We start from the raw sequence: 18,068 nt of genomic DNA, 5'->3' as shown, positions 1-18,068 counted from the left end.
TAGAACGTTAATTTCCGGTTAAATATAAAAATCCTAAGAGTTGTGGGAAGTTTTCGGTTTTAGAAATAATCAAAAGAACTGTGATAATACTTTATGCATGATTTTGGCGCGTAAGTAGTGTGGTAGCGCCTTTCGATCCGAGTTTTTGAAAGGGCGGTCTGGTGCAAGTCAGCCATCGGTTTTTAGAAGACCGGCTGGAGAGGTCCGGTCACACAAGTGATAATAATAGTCTTGCAGGATTTCACACGTCCCTGCTGGAAGTCCTGCCATTTGCTGCTGCTTATGTTGCGCAGGACGGAAGCATACTTCACTGCAACACGCATTTGAGAGATGCCTGCTCCCGTTTGAAACTTGATTTCATGCCCGCCGGGCTGAAAACATTGTTGTCGAGGTCAAGCTGGAAACGGTGCAAGACCGTCTTGGCGACTGCATTCAGTGGGGTCCCTTCGCAGGCCAGCGGCACAATGACACTGAAGTCGGGAAGCGAATTCTGTCACCATATGATCTGCACCTCCGTGGTGTCGCTGACAGGTGCGAACCAGGCAGTCCTTGTTCAATTCGACATGAAAGAAAGTGGCCAGGACGCCAAGCAGCTGCCCGAGACTGTTTCCCGGACAGAGGTTTCTTCCAAATCGGCGTCGGCAAGTTTCGACCTGTTGGAGCATTTTCCCGACGAAATTCTTGTTTTCGACGGATCGGAAAGTGCAGAGGAAAGAGCCGTGATGCTGCTTGAGCTGATCGGTAGTGACTATGACATCGGGGCTTTGATTGAGGCATTGCAGGAGGGAGATGAGGATCTGGCACAAACACTCCATATCCCTGAAAATCGGAGCTTTGAAGCAGCAGGTTACCTGACAGACCGTCAGATGTGTGAAGTCCGGATTGTGCCGATCAAGGAACAAAAGGAACAAGGTGTTCGTCGCCGCGCATCGATGGCGGTTATCCGGCGCAATATTGACTGCCCGCATGACGTTGCCGAAAACCGAAGACTTGCCTACCACGATCCGTTGACGGGTCTGGAAAACCGCCGGGCCTTCACCAAAGCGCTGAAGTGGGAATTGACGCGACTTTGCTCCGACCATGAGACAGGGCTGGCCGTCTACTACATCGATCTGGATGAATTCAAGAAGGTGAATGACCTTGGCGGCCATGATGCCGGTGACGAAATGCTCATGCGGGTCGCTGCCTGCTTGAGCCTGACACTTGGTGAATTCGGGACCGCTGCACGCATTGGCGGCGATGAGTTCGCCGGAATGGTTCCCGCTGCCTGTGAAGGTGCAGCCCTCGATGTGGCCGAAAGGGTCCTGGATGGCTTTGAAAGGATCAGATTGGAAGTCGGTGACAGGGTCTTCACGATTGGCGGCTCCATTGGTGTCGCCTTTGTGGACAGCAGTGTCGCGGCCGAAGAGATCGACGCCGCCGCGCTGCTGGGTGTTGCAGATCATGCGTGCCTGCGCGGGAAGAGGGGCGGTGGACAATCTGTTCAGATCCACAGCGTGCAATCGACAGATTGTCAGCGGCGGCGAAACGAACTGGCAGATTTACCTGATGCCGGCAGTTTCCGGGGCAATGAGCTGACACTCTTTGCCATGCCGATCATGTGCCTGAAGAACGATCGGGTGTGCGGACAGGAAGTTTTGCTGCGGTTGCAGGGCGACCGCGCCAGGGGTCTGTCGTCCCGGGCATGGATTTCAGCCGCTGAACGGTCAGGATTTATTGCCCAGGTGGATGCCTGGACCCTGGACCGGGTGCTGGACGCGGCGGAAAGAAGCTCGGACCGGTCAATTCTGACGATGAACGTCTCGGCTGAATCGGCCCGCGACCCGAATTTCCGAGACGGCCTTTATCATCGCCTTTCCATCAACCCGTTGCTTGCAGCCAAGTTGTGCCTGGAGATTGCCGAAAAGGACTTCCTGCGCGAACCGGCAACGGTTGAATCCTTTTCAAGTTCGCTGCTGAACTTGGGTGCCAAACGGCCGTAGATGATTTCGCCGGTCATTGGCCTGTTCTGTCACGCCTGACGGGCCTGCGGGTTGAATGGTTGAAGCTGGAGTCCAGTTTGACTCAGCAGGTCATTGGGGAACCCGCTAAAGCGGCCATCCTCAACGGCCTTGTACGGGCGGCTCATGAACTTGGCATCAAGGTTGTCGCCAAGCATGTCGAAACGCTTGAAGAAGCAGACTTGCTGCGGGAGATGAATATCGAGGCTGCTCAGGGCCATCTCTTCGGTGTTCCGGCGCCCTGGCCGGGGAGGTGAGGACAAAAAAAGAGCGGCAAAACCGCTCTTTTGATTTTTCATTTAAGATCCCGACTAGATGTCGAGATTGGCAACGGAAAGCGCGTTGTCCTGGATGAATTCGCGCCTTGGCTCCACCTCGTCTCCCATGAGTTTGGTGAAGATATCGTCCGCGTCATCGGCTTCCTTCACCTTGACCTGGAGAAGGGAGCGGACATTCGGGTCAAGGGTTGTTTCCCAAAGTTGCTCGGGGTTCATCTCACCGAGGCCTTTATAGCGCTGAAGAGAAATGCCTTTCTGGCCGAAGGCATAAACCTGTGTCAGCAGCGCACGCGGCCCTCTGATTTCCGTTGAGTTGTCCTTGCGGCGCAGCGCGGCGGCCTTGCCATAGACCTCTTGCAGATGCTCGGCATGCGCCGCGAGACGGCGGGCATCTGCCGATCCGAGCAGGGCCGCATCGATTGTGGCGGCTTCTTCGACGCCGCGCACGGTCCGTTTGAACACCAGACTGCCATCGTCGCGGGCCTCGCCTGTCCATCCGCGCTCGAATTCATCGGCGAGAATGTCCATGCGGCGTGCGATATAGGCAGCCGCTTCTTCGGCCTTCGTGCGGTCGTCCAGAATCTCGGTGTTGAGTGCACCGGCGATTGCGGCTTGTTCGACGACGTCGCGATTGTAGCGAGAGTGCAGGTCGTCGAAAATGTCGGAAATCGCCCGGGCTGTCTGAACAACACCTAGCAGGTCCTGACCAATGCGCACTTCGCCATTTGCAAGCGTCAGCGATGCGTCATCCAGGCCCTGAGCGATCAGGTAGTCTTCCAGAGCCTGTTGGTTCTTTAGATATTGCTCGGACTGGCCACGCTTGACCTTATAAAGCGGTGGCTGCGCGATATAGACATAGCCGTTTTCGATCAGTTGCGGCATTTGGCGGAAGAAGAATGTCAAGAGCAATGTCCGGATGTGGGCACCATCCACGTCCGCATCGGTCATGATGATAATCTTGTGGTACCGCAGTTTCTCAATATTGAATTCTTCCATGCCGATACCGGTGCCGAGCGCGGTAATCAGCGTGCCGATTTCATTGGACGACAGCATCTTGTCAAAGCGCGCCCGCTCCACGTTGAGGATCTTGCCTCGCAACGGCAGGACGGCCTGGTTTTCCCGATGGCGGCCCTGCTTTGCCGAGCCACCCGCGGAATCGCCCTCCACCAGGAAGAGTTCGGCTTTCGAAGCATCACGTTCCTGGCAGTCCGCCAGTTTGCCGGGCAGCGAGGCGACGTCGAGTGCACCCTTGCGGCGGGTCAGCTCGCGGGCCTTTCTGGCGGCCTCGCGCGCCGAGGCGGCCTCAACGACCTTGGAGACAATCGACCTGGCGGGAGCCGGGTTTTCCTCAAGCCATTCACTCAGTGTCTGGGATATCAGGTTCTCAACGACCGGACGCACCTCGGATGAAACGAGCTTGTCCTTGGTTTGTGACGAGAATTTCGGATCCGGCACCTTGACCGACAATACACATGTCAGGCCTTCACGGCAGTCATCGCCGGACAGGGAGACCTTTTCCTTTTTCATAAGTCCGGTGGCCTCTGCGTAGCCGGTCACCTGACGCGTCAGTGCAGCACGGAATCCGGCAAGGTGTGTACCGCCGTCGCGTTGCGGGATGTTGTTTGTGAAGCACAAAACCTGTTCGTGATAACTGTCGTTCCACCACATCGCGGCTTCTACGGTGATCCCGTCCTTTTCCGCGCTCATGGTGACGGGATCTTCAATAAGCGGGTGCTTTGCCCGGTCCAGATAACGGACGAAAGCTTCAAGTCCACCTTCGTAAAACAGCTCCTCGACAACGTCCTCAACACCGCGTTTGTCGGTCAGGATGATGCGCGCACCGGAATTCAGGAATGCCAGCTCGCGCAGACGGTGTTCAAGGGTGCTGAAATCAAATTCAATTTTGCTGAAGGTTTCCGGCGAAGGCAGGAACGTGACTTCGGTTCCTTTCCGGCCATTGGCCGGACCGACGACTTTGAGCGGCTCTTGAGCGTCTCCATGGGAGAAACTCATAAAGTGCTCCTGATCGTTTCGCCAGATGCGAAGATCAAGCCTGGTGGAAAGCGCATTCACCACGGAAACACCGACGCCGTGCAGACCACCGGAAACCTTGTAGGAATTCTGGTCGAATTTACCGCCGGCATGCAGCTGGGTCATGATAACCTCAGCTGCTGAAACACCTTCTTCAGAGTGCAGGTCCGTCGGAATGCCGCGTCCGTTGTCTGACACGGTAACCGAACCGTCCGGATTAAGCGTGACGGTGACATAATCTGCGTGACCGGCTAAAGCCTCGTCGATGGCATTGTCGACCACCTCGTAGACCATGTGGTGCAGACCGGAGCCATCGTCCGTGTCACCGATATACATGCCGGGCCGTTTGCGGACGGCATCGAGGCCCTTGAGAACCTTGATGCTGTCGGCGCCATAGTCGGCACCGTTTTCTGTTTCCGGGTTCGGGGTAGGCTCAGGCGTGGACGTGTCGCTCATGCGAATCAATCACCAATCGATTTATCTTTTCTCACCCCGTTATACGGGGTTCCGGCAGTCGTTCAACTGCGTGCGGCCCGTCAGCAAGCCAGCGAAGGGATTATGGTGGAAAACCATAAGATTCAGGCGGATTTAAGGGGTCACCTGGGGCTGCAAAGGCGGCTCTTGCCATCCTCGATCTCAAACACGTGCGCATCTCCGGGCAAGGCTTCAAAAAGGGCACTGTCAGTCCCTGTCATGAAAACCTGTCCGCCAAGTGAATTCAGCTTCTGGAATAGCGAAGATCGGCGGCCGGGATCAAGGTGCGCGGCAATCTCATCGAGCAGAAGAACGGGTGTCATGCCGGACACTTTTGCAGTCAGCTCCGCATGCGCCAGTACCAGTCCGATCAGCAGCGCCTTCTGTTCGCCGGTGGAGGATTGCGCAGCCGGCATGTTCTTTGTGGCATGAAAGACTTTCAGGTCACTCAGATGAGGCCCGTTCAATGTGCGTCCGGCAGCTCGGTCACGTGGGCGTCCGTCTTTGAGCATCTGGCGGTAATGATCCTCCCGGTCCGAGGCGCTCAATCCCAGCATCTCTGCTTCAAACGCTCCCTCCAATGCGACCGATGCATGCGGAAAGGGTAACGCCTGGGCGACTTGCTCGGCAATCATCTGGCTTAGCAGCCCGACAGTTTCCCCGCGCGCGATCGCAACAGCGATTCCGAGTTCGGCAACCTGTTGCTCCAAGGCGGTCAGAAAGGCGTCACCTCCGCCCTGATCCAGCAACCGGTTTCGTTGACGAAGTGCATTTTCGAAATCGGCGACGCGTCGTCCGTGAGACGGATCGATGGCCAGTGTGAGGCGGTCCAGAAACCGGCGTCTGTCCGATCCAGGTCCGGTAAAAGGCCGTCCATGCTTGGGACAAGCCAGAGCACGCGCATGTAATCAAGAAGGCTTTCCGAACCTCGGACTTCCTCGCCATCGATGCGCACTTTCCGGCCCGGTGTACCCGCTGCGAGCCCCGTGCCGATTTTCGTCTCCAGACCATCCAGCATGACGGTTGCGGCAACACTCCAGCTGCCCTCTCCGCCCTTTTGGGCGACGTCAGCCAGGGTCGCGCGCCTGAGGCCCCGTCCGGCGGTTAAAAAGGAGATAGCTTCCAGAATGTTGGTTTTACCGGCGCCGTTGGCACCGACGAACGTGACGAGTTTGGCCGAGATATCAATGGAAAGTGCGGCGTAGTTGCGGAAGCCGGTCAAGGACAGGCGGGTCAGCTGCGCCGTCCTGAACTCAGTCATGATCCAACGTCCGCCTTTTCAACTGCCGGAGGTTCTCGTCAGACCCGCATCGGCATCAGCACAAACAGGCAGTCATCAACCGTATTGTCCTGGATAAGTGTCGGAGATCCGGAATCGGCCAGCCGGAACAGAGCTGTGTCGCTGCTTAATTGATTAGCTATATCAAGGAGATAGCGTGAGTTGAAGCCGATTTCCATATCCTCGGCATCATACTCGACGGCCAGTTCCTCAGTCGCGCTGCCGGAATCCGGGTTGTTGACAGTCAGAACCATGCGACCGTCGCCGAGCGACAGCTTGACGGCGCGTCCTCGTTCTGAGGAGATAGTCGACACACGATCGACAGCTTCCTTGAATTCGTCCCTGTCGACGCGCATCTCCTTGTCATTTCCCTGCGGAATGACCCGGCCATAATCCGGGAAAGTGCCATCGATCAGCTTGGATGTCAGTACGACGGATCCCGTCGTTGCGCGAATCTTGGTGTCCGACAGTTCGATCTGTACGTCGGCTTCCGGCTCTTCAAGAAGCTTCTGGATCTCGCCAACCGTCTTACGCGGCACGATAATGCCGGGCATTCCGGACGATCCTGATGGAGCCGACACTTCGGCCTGCGCAAGGCGGTGACCGTCTGTCGCAACCGCACGGAACTGCTGGCCGTTGGCAGCGTCCACCGTGTGCAGGTAGATCCCGTTCAGATAGTAGCGCGTTTCCTCGGTCGAAATGGCGAACTGCGTAGTGTCGATCAACTTGCGAATGTCAGAGGCTGACAACGTGAATCCATGGCTGAAATCACCGGCGGTAAGGTCAGGGAAATCCGTTTCCGGCAGCATCTGCAGCGTGAATTTCGAGCGGCCGGCCCGTATTTCCAATGTGGCATTGTCGCTGGTGGTTTCCAGGACGACTTGCGACCCTTCCGGCAGCTTGCGCACGATATCGTAAAACATATGTGCCGGCACAGTGGTCGCGCCTGGCAATTCGATCATTGCGGGAACCGTTTCGACGATTTCGAGGTCAAGATCGGTTGCTTTGAGATTGATCGCGCCACCATCGGCCCGCAAGAGAACATTCGACAGGATGGGAATGGTGTTCCGGCGCTCAACCACCCGATGAACATGGGTCAAGGACTTGAGGAGGTCGGTCCGCTCGAGGGTCGCTTTCATTCACTCGTTCCGTACTCATGAAAAGCCAGGCGAATTAGCCTGGCGAACTGGATTTGGGGCTCCGTTATGGAGCGGGGGAAAGACACTGCCCTTAACCGCTCTCAAAAGCAAGAGGGCGCCCCTTTGGAGCGCCCTCAAAATGCTAGAAAACCTGTTATTTTCGAGCTCAGGTCGGTGCGCTGATTGTATCAGGCATCCAACATGCGCTTGAGCAATTCAAGCTCCTGCGCTAAAGCATAATCAGCTCTGGCCATTTCTTCGATTTTGCGCACTGCGTGCAGCACTGTTGTGTGGTCCCGGTTGCCGAACCGGCGACCGATTTCAGGCAGTGAACGCGGGGTCATCACTTTCGCAAGATACATAGCTATCTGACGCGGACGCACGATGGTGCGGGTTCGGCGTGCCGACAGCAAGTCAGCCTTGGTCACATTGTAGTGCTTGGAGACGACGCGCTGGATGTCTTCGATCTTGACCCGGCGCGGTTCGCTGGAGCGGACCAGATCACGCAATGTCATCTCGGCCATTTCCTGCGTAATCGGCTGGTTGGTGAGCTGGTTATGCGCAATGAGCCGGTTCAGAGCACCTTCCAGATCACGGCCTGAAGAGGCGACATGCCGGGCAACGTAGTCCAGAACAGTTTCCGGCACGGCGAATTGCGGGTAGGCTTTCTGCGCAGTTTCGACACGGGCAGTCAGGATGTTCCGGCGAAGCGTGAAGTCAGGCTCCTGTATGCCGACAACCAGGCCGCCGGAGAGACGCGAACGGACGCGGTCATCAAGTGTGTCGAGTTCAGACGGCGCACGATCCGCAGCGACAATTACCTGACGTGCGCCGTCGATCAGGGCATTCAGCGTGTGGCAGAATTCCTGCTGTACCTGTTTGCCGTGAAGGAATTGCATATCGTCGATCAGGAGGAGGTCAATTGTCCGCAGCGTGTCCTTGAAGGCAAGTGCTGACTGGGATTTGAGCGCGGCCACAAATTTGTACATGAAGTGTTCGGCGGTGAGGTAAAGCACCTTCCGTCCGCTGGCGCGTGCCTTCGCGGCGACTGCCTGCATCAGGTGAGTTTTTCCCAAACCTACGGACGCATGTAGATAGAGCGGGTTGAAGGTGACGGCGCCGCCGGATGCAACCTGACGGGCTGCAGCAAGTGCGAGATTGTTGGATTCGCCTTCAACAAACGTGTCGAATGTGTATTTGGGGTCGAGTGCTGCCCCTTGCAGGACGTCTCTTGCGCTGTCGCCGCCGGCATCGCCCCTGCCAAGGGCCGCAGTTGCTGCCTGAGCGCGCGTGACCTGCGCGGCATCGCCCAAACCGTCGTTTCTGGTGTCGACTGTTACAGGCTTGGCACCCGAAGGGCCCGCAAGACTGGCTTTGTTTGTCGGTGTCTGGCGTGGCCGAATAGCGCCACGAACAGTCAGCTCAATTCGGTGAACGTTATCACATTCGCGCTGCCAAAGACCCATGAGCCGATCATTATAATTGTTCTGGATCCACTGTTTAAGAAATCGAGTCGGAACGGACAGGCGTACAGTGCCGTCCTGATGTTCCTCAAGGTCGACACGAGCAAACCAGCTCGTAAAAACATCATCGCCCAATTCCGCGCGAAGCTGTTTTTTGACCCTTTTCCAATGTTCGGAGCCACCTGCCTCCTGAACCTGCATGTCATCTGCCTCCTGTACTTTGTGAAGAACGGTCCGCCACAGCCATTCTTCGCCGCCTCGCTGCTTTTGCAGCATTATGATGTCCCTTTTGGGACGGTTATTCGTTTGGCGGTGGATATACTCCAGCCGCCGCCCCGTCTTGAATGCGGGAAACTAATTCTGAATCCAAGGCAGCCCGGCAGCTTTCCAGCCGGCCTGTGTGCCGCGATGACGGTCTGCGTCCAGCGGCCCCTCAAATCCATCAGAGATATTGTAGCAGTGCGTGTAACCGGCCTGAGTCAGCGCAATTGCAGCTGCTTGGCTCCGTGCGCCGGAGCGGCACAGAAAATAGATCGGAGCGCTTTGGTCAAGTCCTTTTTTGACCAACTGGTTTGAAACAGTCGACGCGAAATCCGGATTTGGTCCGCTCGACGGAAAACTTTGCCATTCCGCCAATACAGGTTCCTTGCCGATCGGGCGCAAATCGGGGATGCCGACAAAGGCCCATTCCGCTTGTGTGCGCACGTCAACAAGCACCGCGTCCTGTTGTTCGGAGAGCTGCTGAAAAGCCTCCTTCGCGCTGAAATTTCCTGCGTAACCACCCTCAAGTTGCACAGACGCCCCCTTCGATAGCTTTGCGCCATCGGTTATAATTTGCTTATTAGTATTTTCGGAAGGAGTATTAGTCTAAATTTCGCTAAGCGCCGTAAAGACTGAACGCGTTAATGTATTCGCTTCCCAGCCTATATGACGTGTGCTCAGCTATATTTCTGTTTGACTTATACATTGTTTTTCCAAGCACTAGTTTTAGGTTAATCGCTGGTCTTTGCCGCCAGCCGTGTTGTTAATATACAGACAGCGCCTTGCGGGGCAACAGCGGGTTAATACGTTTCTTGGCAGATGCCGGTTTCTGCCCCTGCGTTACCGAATTTCCGCTCCCTGTGTGCAAAGGAGCAAATGCTTTTTACCGCAATGACTTTTTGCTCTGAGCTGCCTTGTCGCAAATGAAAAACAGCGATTTCAAAAAAATTTCGGAACAGATACCTTGACTCGTATCGAATCCGGTTTGATCTCACCGCTTAGATCCTACATACCTGTAAGATATTGAAAAACATAGATAATTTTTGACACTCTCATATGGCGTATTTTTGAAGGTTGTGAACCTGAAACGGGCCTATTTCTGTCATCCACAAAATTGCATGGCTAAAAAAAACCCGGCACTGTGGCCGGGTCTTCTGAGCGTTGATTTCACGGAAAAATTAGGCGCCAAGTGCCTTGATGCGGGCGTTGAGGCGGGAAACTTTCCGGGATGCCGTGTTTGCATGCATCACGCCTTTGGACGCTGCGCGCATGATTTCCGGCTGCGCTGCCTTGAAAGCGTCGTTTGCTGCGCTCTGATCGCCAGAAGCGATTGCTTCTTCAACTTTACGCAGGTACGTGCGAACACGGCTTCTGCGGTCTTTGTTGGTGGCCGTCCGGCGGGCAATCTTGCGGGCCGCCTTCTTGGCCGATGGTGTGTTGGCCATTGGCTCAATCCTGATCGGTAATGGGGACTAGGGTCCGGTGGCGATCGGACCAAGGCTTCAAAGCCGGTAAGACCCGATCAAAAAACAACGGCGGCGAAAGTCCGCCACCGATTGGGCGCTGCTTATAATGGCGCTTGCGCTTGTCGTCAACGGCTTTGTCGTTGATACACGGAAGATTATTTGTTCCTGAATTGCGGTGACCGTTTCTCCGTAAAGGCGCTCATGCCCTCGTTCTGGTCCTCAAGGGCAAAAAGCGCCTGGAAGACACGTCGCTCGAACCGGACCCCTTCAGAAAGTGTTGTTTCATACGCCCGGTCGACACTTTCCTTTGCCATCATGACGACAGGAAGCGAGAAGTCGGCGATTTTCTCAGCGGCCTTCAGGACTTCCTCCAGAAGGTCATCGGCGGGAACGATACGGCTGACCAGGCCGCTGCGTTCTGCTTCTTCTGCATCCATCATGCGACCTGTCAAAACCATCTCCATGGCCTTTGACTTGCCGACGAACCGCGTCAGGCGCTGTGTACCACCTGCCCCGGGGATGACGCCAAGAGTAATCTCCGGCTGGCCGAACTTTGCGGTATCGGCAGCGATGATGAAATCGCAGAGCATGGCCAGTTCGCAGCCGCCGCCCAGCGCATAGCCAGCAACCGCAGCGATGATTGGCTTCCGGTTCCGCGAGACGCGGTCAAATGGCGTGATCAGATCGGTCTGGTAGGCGGAAGCGAAGTTGTGAGGCTGCATTTCCTTGATGTCTGCGCCAGCCGCAAAAGCCTTCTCCGAACCTGTGATGACAACACAGCCGATACGCTCGTCTTCGTCGAAACTGTCGAGGGCTGTGCAAAGCTCTGCAACCAGCGCTGAATTGAGCGCATTCAGGGCTTCCGGCCGGTCCAGAGTGATCAGGCCTACTTTGCCGCGCTTTTCAACGCGGATGTTCTCGTATCCCATAGTATGCGCTCCCAAGGCCGGAGGTTGCCGTCATGTACGGCTCCTCGGATTTGTCAAACTTACGGCTCATGCCTAACCGACACGAGGCGTGTCTGGCAAGTTTGGCCGAAGGGATAGAGGCCGGACTGTCAGGTCTGGCAATGAGGGCAATAAAAGGTCGAGCGGTTTGATTGCACGAGCCGTGCAACAGTGCCGCTGCAGCCCGGCGTCCGGCAGCTTTCGTTTTCGCGGCCATAGACCGCAAAGGAATGCTGAAAATAGCCAAGCGTTCCATCAGCCTGGGTGTGGTCCCGCAAGGAAGAGCCGCCGGCCTTGATAGCGTCTTCGAGTGTTTCCCGGATGTTGGCCGCAAGTGCGATCGCCTTTTTTGTCGGCTTTCCTGATTTCGTCACCAGGCTCCCGGCGGAGCGTTCCGGGCTCAGGCCGCTGCGCCAAAGTGCTTCACACACATATATATTGCCAAGACCAGCGATCAGCTTCTGGTTCAACAGAGCGGCTTTTAAAGGCGATTTCCGACCTTCGAATAGACCGGCAAGTGTTTCCGCGCTCAGTTGATTGCCCAGAGGCTCCAGTCCAAGGTCCCTGAAAAGTGGATGCGCAGATAGCTTGGCTCGTGGCACGAGGTCCATGAAACCAAAGCGGCGCGGATCATTGTATATGATGCGCGGGCGTTCTCCAGTGGTGGTTTCAAGGTGAAAGACCACGTGATCGTGCTTGGTGTCCTTGCTGCGGGCGTGAACAAATGCGCCCGGTGCACTTTCGTTATGATCGGCTTCGATCCGAAAAGACCCTGACATACCAAGATGCATGACCAGGACATCTCCACTGTCGATATCAGCAAGCAGATATTTGGATCGGCGGGACAAGGCGGTGACCCGTTTTCCTGTCAGCCGGCTGGTGAAATTTTCCGGAAACGGAAAACGAAGATCTGGGCGGTTTTGCTCAACCTTTCGCAGCGCGGCTCCTTCGAATGCGGGCGACAGACCGCGTTTGACGGTTTCAACTTCCGGCAATTCAGGCATCTGAAGACTGGTCTCCGCTTCGGTTGCGCGCTAAGAGGTCTGACAATCTCACACTGGCCTGCGGCATATGGCGTCCAAGGCCGGCAAAGATAGCGCTCGGGCGGTGCTTGTACTATGTTCCGGCGCACTTTGAAGACCTTAAATGGATTTGTGATCCGCCAGAACAACGGCAGTTCGCGAAAGAGCGGGCTGATCTGTTCAAGAACAGGAACGGTGGTCAACCGGTAAGCTGAGGCTGAACAGGTTGATCTTGGAGACGCATTCATGACGCAACAGGCTCGCAGCGGAGCTTCGGACCGGACTCCGGAGGACATGCCGACCAGTTTCGGTTTCACAAAGGTGGCCGAGGGTAGCAAACAGGCGCTTGTGGACGATGTATTTCACAAGGTAGCTGACCGTTATGACCTGATGAACGACATGATGTCCGGCGGTATGCACCGGGTTTGGAAAGATGCGATGGTCTCTTTCCTTGCGCCGCCAAGGACCGACAAATCAGGCTGGCAGCTATTGGATGTTGCAGGCGGCACAGGCGATATAGCGACACGTGTCGTCAACCGGTCGGCTGAAACGGTTTCGGCAGTGGTCTGCGACATTAATGAATCCATGCTCGGTGTCGGCCGTGACAGAGCAGCGAAAGCCGGGCTTTCAAGGTTGATCACCTTTAGCCAGGGAAACGCTGAAGACCTGCCATTCCCTGACAAGAGTTTCGACGCTTATACGATTGCCTTCGGCATCCGAAATGTGCCGGACATCCCGAAAGCATTGAAGGAGGCGCAGCGCGTTCTGAAGCGCGGCGGCCGCTTTCTTTGCCTGGAATTTTCCGAAGTCGATGTGCCCCTTCTGGACAAAGTCTATGACACCTTTTCTTTCAAGGCGATCCCTGTCATGGGCAAATGGGTGACGGGTGACGGAGACCCCTATCAGTATCTGGTAGAGTCCATCCGCAAGTTTCCCAGTCAGGAGCGGTTCGCGGAGATGGTTCGGGAAGCAGGATTTGAACGGGTCACCTATCGCAATTATTCCGGCGGCATTGCCGCACTGCATTCCGGTTGGAAATTCTGATTGATGGCGTTTCCGGTAATGTCCCTATTCCGCCTGGTGCGGGCCGGTTTCGTGATGGCGCGCGAAGGTGTGTTCAGCCTCGTCCATCTGCCGGACCTTCCAGCAGGACCGCGCTTCGGGATCGCGATTGCCCGCTTGTTGGAACGTCGCGCGGTCAAAGACAAGAGTGCAGACCTGCGCCTTTCAGACGCTCTCAATCGGTTGGGACCTTCCTACGTGAAGCTTGGCCAGTTCCTGGCAACGCGGGCCGATGTCGTTGGAAAAGATGCCGCGCGTGAATTATCCGCACTGCAGGACCGGCTGCCTGCGTTCGAACATGAGGCAGCACGGCGGGCAATTTCAGAACAGCTTGATCGACCGGTAGACGAGATTTTTGTCGAATTTGGCGAAGCCGTTGCAGCGGCATCCATCGCTCAGGTGCATCCGGCCGTCATCAGAGGCAAGGACGGGGTGGACCGAAAGGTCGCCGTCAAGGTTTTGCGCCCGGGTGTTGCCCGAAGATTTCAAAGAGATCTGGAAAGTTACTACCTGGTCGCCCGCCTCGCGGAGCGGTTCCATCCGCCTTCGCGTCGGCTTCGTCCCGTTGCGGTGGTCGATACGCTCGCGCAATCCGTCGCCATGGAAATGGATTTCAGGCTCGAAGCTGCCGCACTATCGGAAATGGCAGAAAACATCGCGAATGACGCGGGTTTCCGGGTGCCAAGTGTGGAATGGCTTCACACATCCAAGGGTGTTTTGACGCTTGAGTGGATCGATGGCCGGAAAATGTCCGATGTTGATGGCCTTCGTGAAGACGGACACGATCTGGAGGCTCTGGGTGCGTCAGTCATTCAGAGCTTTCTCCGGCACACGCTGCGAGACGGGTTTTTTCACGCGGACATGCACCAGGGCAATCTTTTCGTCGAACCAGACGGAACGCTTGTCGCGGTCGATTTTGGCATCACTGGCCGGCTCAACAAGCGTGAACGCCGTTTTTTGGCCGAGATCCTGTTCGGATTCATCACTCGAAACTACAAGCGGGTTGCCGAAGTGCACTTTGAGGCCGGATATGTGCCGGCCCATCAGGACGTTGACATGTTTGCACAGGCGATCCGTGCGATTGGGGAGCCGATCCACGGTCACGATGCCAGCGAGATATCCATGGCCAGGCTTCTGACGCAGCTGTTTGAAGTGACCGACCTGTTTGAAATGCGCACCCAGACCCAATTGATCATGTTGCAGAAAACCATGGTCGTAGTCGAAGGTGTTGCCAGGTCCTTGAACCCCAATCTTGATATGTGGCGGACGGCTGAACCTGTTGTTGGCAGCTGGATCGCAGAAAATCTTGGACCCGTTGGTAAGTTCCGGGACGCGGGCGACGCATTGTCCGCACTGGCACGGGTCGCAAACGACATGCCCTTGTTTGCCGACCGCATTGGTCGCATGTCTGCTGAACTTGAAAAAATGACCAACAGTGGTCTTCGGTTCGATGAAGAAACCGCGGAGGCGATCGGCAAGGCAGAAGCAAGGCACACGCGGTCTGGACGAATTGCTCTTTGGGTGATTGCCGTCTGCGCGCTGCTTTTGACCTATCAGGCCTTCTGATCGCATTGGCAGCGTCATACCGTACAAGCAGTAGAACATGCGATGCCTGGACTGGGTCCGTTTGCAGCTAGGAACTGTTGTTCTGGTTAGGCCAGGCAGACAACAATGTCGTGCAGGCATCGTTGATGTGCCGTTTTAGGATGCCTTGTGCGGTGGTTTTGTCGCGATTGCGGACAGATGACAAGATGTCTTCATGATCTTTCAGCCAGTCTTTGGTCTGTGCCGGCAGTACACCGTATCCGGCAATATGAATGCGGCATGTCCGTCGAAGCTCTTCAATCATCTTCAATTGCCGCGGCCTGTCCGCAGGTAGATAGAGACTTTGGTGAAAGGCCCAGTCGCCGTCAGCCCACCGGTTTGTGCCCGCATCAATCGACGAGTGAGCGAATGCGATTTCAATTGCGTTCAGGTCGGCTTCCGTCATCAGATTGATTGCACGGCACAGACAGTCTGTTTCCAGCAGCACCCTTAGGTCGTAAATCTCTGAAATTTCGGCCGATTCCAGACTGATCACCCGCGCTCTCCGATTGGGGACGAGGCTGATCATTCCACGAGAGGCCAAGAGTTGGAGAGCGTCTCTAACCGGGATCCGGCTGATTGCAAATCGTTTTGCGATTTCACCCTGCTTGAGTTCTTCGCCAGGCCGGAAGCGGCCTTCGACAATTTCAGTTTCCAGCGTGGCTGCAATGTGCTCTGCGGACATGAAACCTTCCTCTGATCGGCCTCATCATGGACTTGACAAATTTTAAATTCAAGAATGTATAAATGTATACATTTTGGAGAGCGAGATGGCAACCAACCACCAATACACGTCGAAAATTGTCTGGACCGGGAACTTGGGGACCGGCACGAACACCTATCGTGGATACGAACGAACCTGGGAAATCAGGACACCGGGCAAGCCTGCGGTGTCTTGTGCCAATGACCCGTTGCTTGGTGGAAACCCGGAGCTTCACAACCCGGAAGATCTGCTTTTATCGGCGCTCGCAAGCTGCCACATGCTCTGGTATCTGCATCTGGCAAGCAACGCCGGCATTGCCGTGAGCGCTTATGAGGACTTTCCTCTGGGTTTTGGAGAGACCGAAAAAAATGGTGCAGGCCGGTTTTTGCAGGCAACTTTGAGACCGAAGATCGTGGTGCCCATGGGTACGAACCTGAAAGAAGCTGACGCGATCCACCGCGAAATTCACAAATATTGCTACATCGCCCGTTCAGTTGCATTTCCGGTCAGCTATGAGGCGACATATCGGGAGCAGTGAACATCAGGGGCGCTCACCGGTCTCCAGCTGTTGCAGAGCAAGCGACTTCGAAACGTTGCGGATTTCTTCTGCAAGAGTGTCGTCGTCAATTGTCCGGGACAACACCATGCCGCCGACGCACAAAGCCGCCAGTCCAATGGCCTTGTCTCTTTTGGCAGGGGCTTCAGGCAGATTGTTTTCAAACAGCCAGATCATTGCCCGCAGCAGGGCCTCATACGCGGACTGAACTTCAGGCGTCGCCCGGGCGACGTCGGATGGCAGTGCGATCATCGGGCATTGTCCTTCCACGTCGCCGAGATGCTTGGTCGAAAGGTAGCTTTCAATCATGTCCCTAACCGTCTGTGGTCCACCATTGACCGGGTCGACACCGGCTTCGTCGCGCCAGGTTTTGCCACGCCCGTTCAGGAAGGACGCCACGGCTTCCGCATAAAGCTCGTCCTTGTTCTTGAAGTGATTGTAGAAACCGCCCCTGGTAAGGCCGGCTTCGGCCATGACGGTATCGATCGAGACTTCTGAGAAGCCATGGCGGTTGAAGAGAATACGCGCGCATTCAACGATGCGTTTGCGCGTTTTGGTTTTGTGCTCTGGGGCGTAAGGCAAGGCTGTCTCCCGGACCTGATCTGGAAAGAATATCAGGGACCAAAAAATGTTCTTTAACATAAATTGATTGCTGGCAAAAAAGGCAGATCCTGTTGAAAGAATTCGGATAGAAAAATGGAAAATCTCTTTGAAGCTGCTCCCTTCCTCAATGCCTATAGGCCGGGTTTGACAATTGTCGCCGCACTATCCTTGATCGTGTTGGTCCAGAACTTCCTGACAGCTCCGCTCGCATTTGCCAAAGAGGAACAGATCCCTGGCATGCCGCTGCAGTATGACCATACGAAACTGAGTTTTCGGGCGGTTCGAACCTATCAGAACTCAGCTGAGAGCTTTCCGGCCTTTCTGGCTGCTGTCCTGATTGCGATCATAGCCGGCGTGTCACCGTTGCTGGTGAATGTGGCTGCAGGTATTTACCTGGCTGCACGTCTATTGTTTTGGGGCGTTTATTACGCCGGCGTCGGCAGAGTCGCCGGCGGACCCCGCACGATTGCATTCGTTGTCTGCCTACTGGCGAATATCGTGATCGCAGTGGCTGCTTTGATCGCGCTGTATTGACGCCGGAAGCTGGCAGTCTGCTCAACCGGCGGTGACGCGCCGAAGCGTCAGGTTGATCCGGCCCCCGTTTTTCAGAAGGCTCGATGTTCCGCTCAAAACCCGATCGATTCCATGAAAGACGAGCCTCGCCTCACCGCCGAGCACAACGACATCGCCGGACTGCAGGCGAAAGGATCTGGTCGGGTCCTTGCGGGACAAACCGCCAACCCGGAAAGTTGCTGTGTCGCCAAGCGAGACCGAAATGACAGGGGCTTCGAAAGTTTGTTCGTCCCGGTCCTGGTGCAGTCCCATTCGGGCGCTCTGCTCATAAAAATTGATCAGGCAGGCCTGTGGCGGCTGAGCACTTGGCGCGAGATCCTTCCAGAGTTTTTGCAAGGCGAGCGGAATGCCGGGCCATGGAGCTCCAGTATCAGGATGAGCTTGCTGATACCGGTATCCGTTGATGTCGGAGACCCAGCCAAGCGGGCCGCAATTGCTCATCTTCACGGAAAAGGCTTTTCCGGTTCGCGGCATCACAGGCTGGAAGAGCGGTGCCTTAGCAACGCAAGACCGCACTTCTTTCAGAAGAAATTCCTGGGTGGTGCGGTCAAAGTACCCGGGCAAATACTTAAAGCCCGCCGGGCCGCCAAGAGAGCTATCCTGCATTTTTTTGCTCACGGGTTCTTG

Annotated in this window: 14 protein-coding genes and 2 pseudogenes; 5 read left to right on the top strand and 11 right to left on the bottom strand. The window is 55.8% G+C overall.

All coding sequences use genetic code 11. The features are described 5' to 3' along the window. Positions 1-359 precede the first annotated feature (359 nt). Positions 360-2,257, top strand: a pseudogene (locus ACZ1HV_RS14190) (EAL domain-containing protein). 54 nt (positions 2,258-2,311) lie between these two features. Here ACZ1HV_RS14190 and gyrB read toward each other — a convergent pair. The 8 genes and pseudogenes from gyrB to mutM form a co-directional block, all read right to left on the bottom strand. Beyond that, a complete protein-coding gene (gene gyrB / locus ACZ1HV_RS14185) occupies positions 2,312-4,765 on the bottom strand; it encodes a DNA topoisomerase (ATP-hydrolyzing) subunit B (protein ID WP_298818633.1) in 2,454 nt (817 codons plus the stop codon). Positions 4,766-4,905: 140 nt separating this feature from the next. After that, positions 4,906-6,044 (bottom strand): annotated as a pseudogene (gene recF, locus ACZ1HV_RS14180) (DNA replication/repair protein RecF). A 38-nt stretch (positions 6,045-6,082) separates the two neighbouring features. After that, on the bottom strand, positions 6,083-7,201 hold the full coding sequence (gene dnaN / locus ACZ1HV_RS14175) for a DNA polymerase III subunit beta (RefSeq protein ID WP_298963266.1): 1,119 nt from the start codon (positions 7,199-7,201) through the stop codon (positions 6,083-6,085). A gap of 188 nt (positions 7,202-7,389) precedes the next feature. After that, positions 7,390-8,865 carry a chromosomal replication initiator protein DnaA gene (gene dnaA / locus ACZ1HV_RS14170; RefSeq protein WP_298819138.1) on the bottom strand — a complete coding sequence of 492 codons (1,476 nt, stop codon included), beginning with the start codon at positions 8,863-8,865 and terminating at the stop codon, positions 7,390-7,392. A gap of 153 nt (positions 8,866-9,018) precedes the next feature. Further along, the gene (locus tag ACZ1HV_RS14165; protein WP_298818639.1) at positions 9,019-9,459 is read right to left on the bottom strand and encodes a rhodanese-like domain-containing protein; all 441 of its coding nucleotides are present in this window, start codon (positions 9,457-9,459) and stop codon (positions 9,019-9,021) included. Positions 9,460-10,103: 644 nt separating this feature from the next. After that, positions 10,104-10,370, bottom strand: coding sequence for a 30S ribosomal protein S20 (rpsT, locus tag ACZ1HV_RS14160; protein WP_152504040.1), 267 nt, complete (start codon positions 10,368-10,370; stop codon positions 10,104-10,106). A 176-nt stretch (positions 10,371-10,546) separates the two neighbouring features. Further along, positions 10,547-11,320 carry an enoyl-CoA hydratase gene (locus ACZ1HV_RS14155; protein ID WP_298818646.1) on the bottom strand — a complete coding sequence of 258 codons (774 nt, stop codon included), beginning with the start codon at positions 11,318-11,320 and terminating at the stop codon, positions 10,547-10,549. Between the two features lie 128 nt (positions 11,321-11,448). Continuing rightward, positions 11,449-12,342 carry a bifunctional DNA-formamidopyrimidine glycosylase/DNA-(apurinic or apyrimidinic site) lyase gene (gene mutM, locus ACZ1HV_RS14150; RefSeq protein WP_472715517.1) on the bottom strand — a complete coding sequence of 298 codons (894 nt, stop codon included), beginning with the start codon at positions 12,340-12,342 and terminating at the stop codon, positions 11,449-11,451. A gap of 264 nt (positions 12,343-12,606) precedes the next feature. On the opposite strand from mutM, the gene ubiE reads away from it, so the two are divergent. After that, positions 12,607-13,404, top strand: coding sequence for a bifunctional demethylmenaquinone methyltransferase/2-methoxy-6-polyprenyl-1,4-benzoquinol methylase UbiE (gene ubiE / locus ACZ1HV_RS14145; protein ID WP_472715516.1), 798 nt, complete (start codon positions 12,607-12,609; stop codon positions 13,402-13,404). Between the two features lie 3 nt (positions 13,405-13,407). Continuing rightward, positions 13,408-14,988, top strand: a complete 1,581-nt coding sequence (gene ubiB / locus ACZ1HV_RS14140; RefSeq protein ID WP_472715515.1) for a 2-polyprenylphenol 6-hydroxylase — start codon at positions 13,408-13,410, stop codon at positions 14,986-14,988. 67 nt (positions 14,989-15,055) lie between these two features. Here ubiB and ACZ1HV_RS14135 read toward each other — a convergent pair whose 3' ends face one another. Further along, positions 15,056-15,691, bottom strand: coding sequence for a GntR family transcriptional regulator (locus ACZ1HV_RS14135; protein WP_472715514.1), 636 nt, complete (start codon positions 15,689-15,691; stop codon positions 15,056-15,058). 85 nt (positions 15,692-15,776) lie between these two features. On the opposite strand from ACZ1HV_RS14135, the gene ACZ1HV_RS14130 reads away from it, so the two are divergent. After that, entirely contained in the window at positions 15,777-16,247 is a 471-nt protein-coding gene (locus tag ACZ1HV_RS14130) for an OsmC family protein (protein WP_298818655.1), read from the top strand. Positions 16,248-16,250: 3 nt separating this feature from the next. Here ACZ1HV_RS14130 and ACZ1HV_RS14125 read toward each other — a convergent pair whose 3' ends face one another. Continuing rightward, positions 16,251-16,847: a TetR/AcrR family transcriptional regulator gene (locus ACZ1HV_RS14125; RefSeq protein WP_298818657.1), complete on the bottom strand. Its 597-nt coding sequence runs from the start codon at positions 16,845-16,847 to the stop codon at positions 16,251-16,253. A gap of 114 nt (positions 16,848-16,961) precedes the next feature. Between ACZ1HV_RS14125 and ACZ1HV_RS14120 the strand changes: the two genes are divergently transcribed. Further along, positions 16,962-17,402 (top strand): MAPEG family protein, encoded by a 441-nt coding sequence (locus tag ACZ1HV_RS14120; RefSeq protein WP_298985156.1) that lies wholly within the window; start codon positions 16,962-16,964, stop codon positions 17,400-17,402. 21 nt (positions 17,403-17,423) lie between these two features. Here the strand turns inward: ACZ1HV_RS14120 and ACZ1HV_RS14115 are convergent, their stop codons facing one another. Then, complete coding sequence (locus ACZ1HV_RS14115) at positions 17,424-18,047, bottom strand: alpha-ketoglutarate-dependent dioxygenase AlkB (protein WP_298818662.1); 624 nt, start codon at positions 18,045-18,047, stop codon at positions 17,424-17,426. Positions 18,048-18,068: the final 21 nt, after the last annotated feature.

This window comes from Roseibium sp. JB4-4 (genome assembly GCF_055693425.1).
The sequence above is the reverse complement of the archived record's forward strand: the minus strand, read 5'-3'. Positions and strand labels throughout refer to the sequence as shown.

Bases quoted from the DNA above. Each gene is read 5' to 3' on its own strand.
- ubiE (WP_472715516.1), top strand. From the start codon at position 12,607: ATGACGCAACAGGCTCGCAGCGGAGCTTCGGACCGGACTCCGGAGGAC.
- ACZ1HV_RS14155 (WP_298818646.1), bottom strand. From the start codon at position 11,320: ATGGGATACGAGAACATCCGCGTTGAAAAGCGCGGCAAAGTAGGCCTG.
- ACZ1HV_RS14130 (WP_298818655.1), top strand. From the start codon at position 15,777: ATGGCAACCAACCACCAATACACGTCGAAAATTGTCTGGACCGGGAAC.
- ACZ1HV_RS14120 (WP_298985156.1), top strand. From the start codon at position 16,962: ATGGAAAATCTCTTTGAAGCTGCTCCCTTCCTCAATGCCTATAGGCCG.
- gyrB (WP_298818633.1), bottom strand. From the start codon at position 4,765: ATGAGCGACACGTCCACGCCTGAGCCTACCCCGAACCCGGAAACAGAA.
- rpsT (WP_152504040.1), bottom strand. From the start codon at position 10,370: ATGGCCAACACACCATCGGCCAAGAAGGCGGCCCGCAAGATTGCCCGC.
- dnaN (WP_298963266.1), bottom strand. From the start codon at position 7,201: ATGAAAGCGACCCTCGAGCGGACCGACCTCCTCAAGTCCTTGACCCAT.
- dnaA (WP_298819138.1), bottom strand. From the start codon at position 8,865: ATGCAGGTTCAGGAGGCAGGTGGCTCCGAACATTGGAAAAGGGTCAAA.
- ACZ1HV_RS14135 (WP_472715514.1), bottom strand. From the start codon at position 15,691: ATGTCCGCAGAGCACATTGCAGCCACGCTGGAAACTGAAATTGTCGAA.
- ACZ1HV_RS14115 (WP_298818662.1), bottom strand. From the start codon at position 18,047: ATGCAGGATAGCTCTCTTGGCGGCCCGGCGGGCTTTAAGTATTTGCCC.
- ubiB (WP_472715515.1), top strand. From the start codon at position 13,408: ATGGCGTTTCCGGTAATGTCCCTATTCCGCCTGGTGCGGGCCGGTTTC.
- mutM (WP_472715517.1), bottom strand. From the start codon at position 12,342: ATGCCTGAATTGCCGGAAGTTGAAACCGTCAAACGCGGTCTGTCGCCC.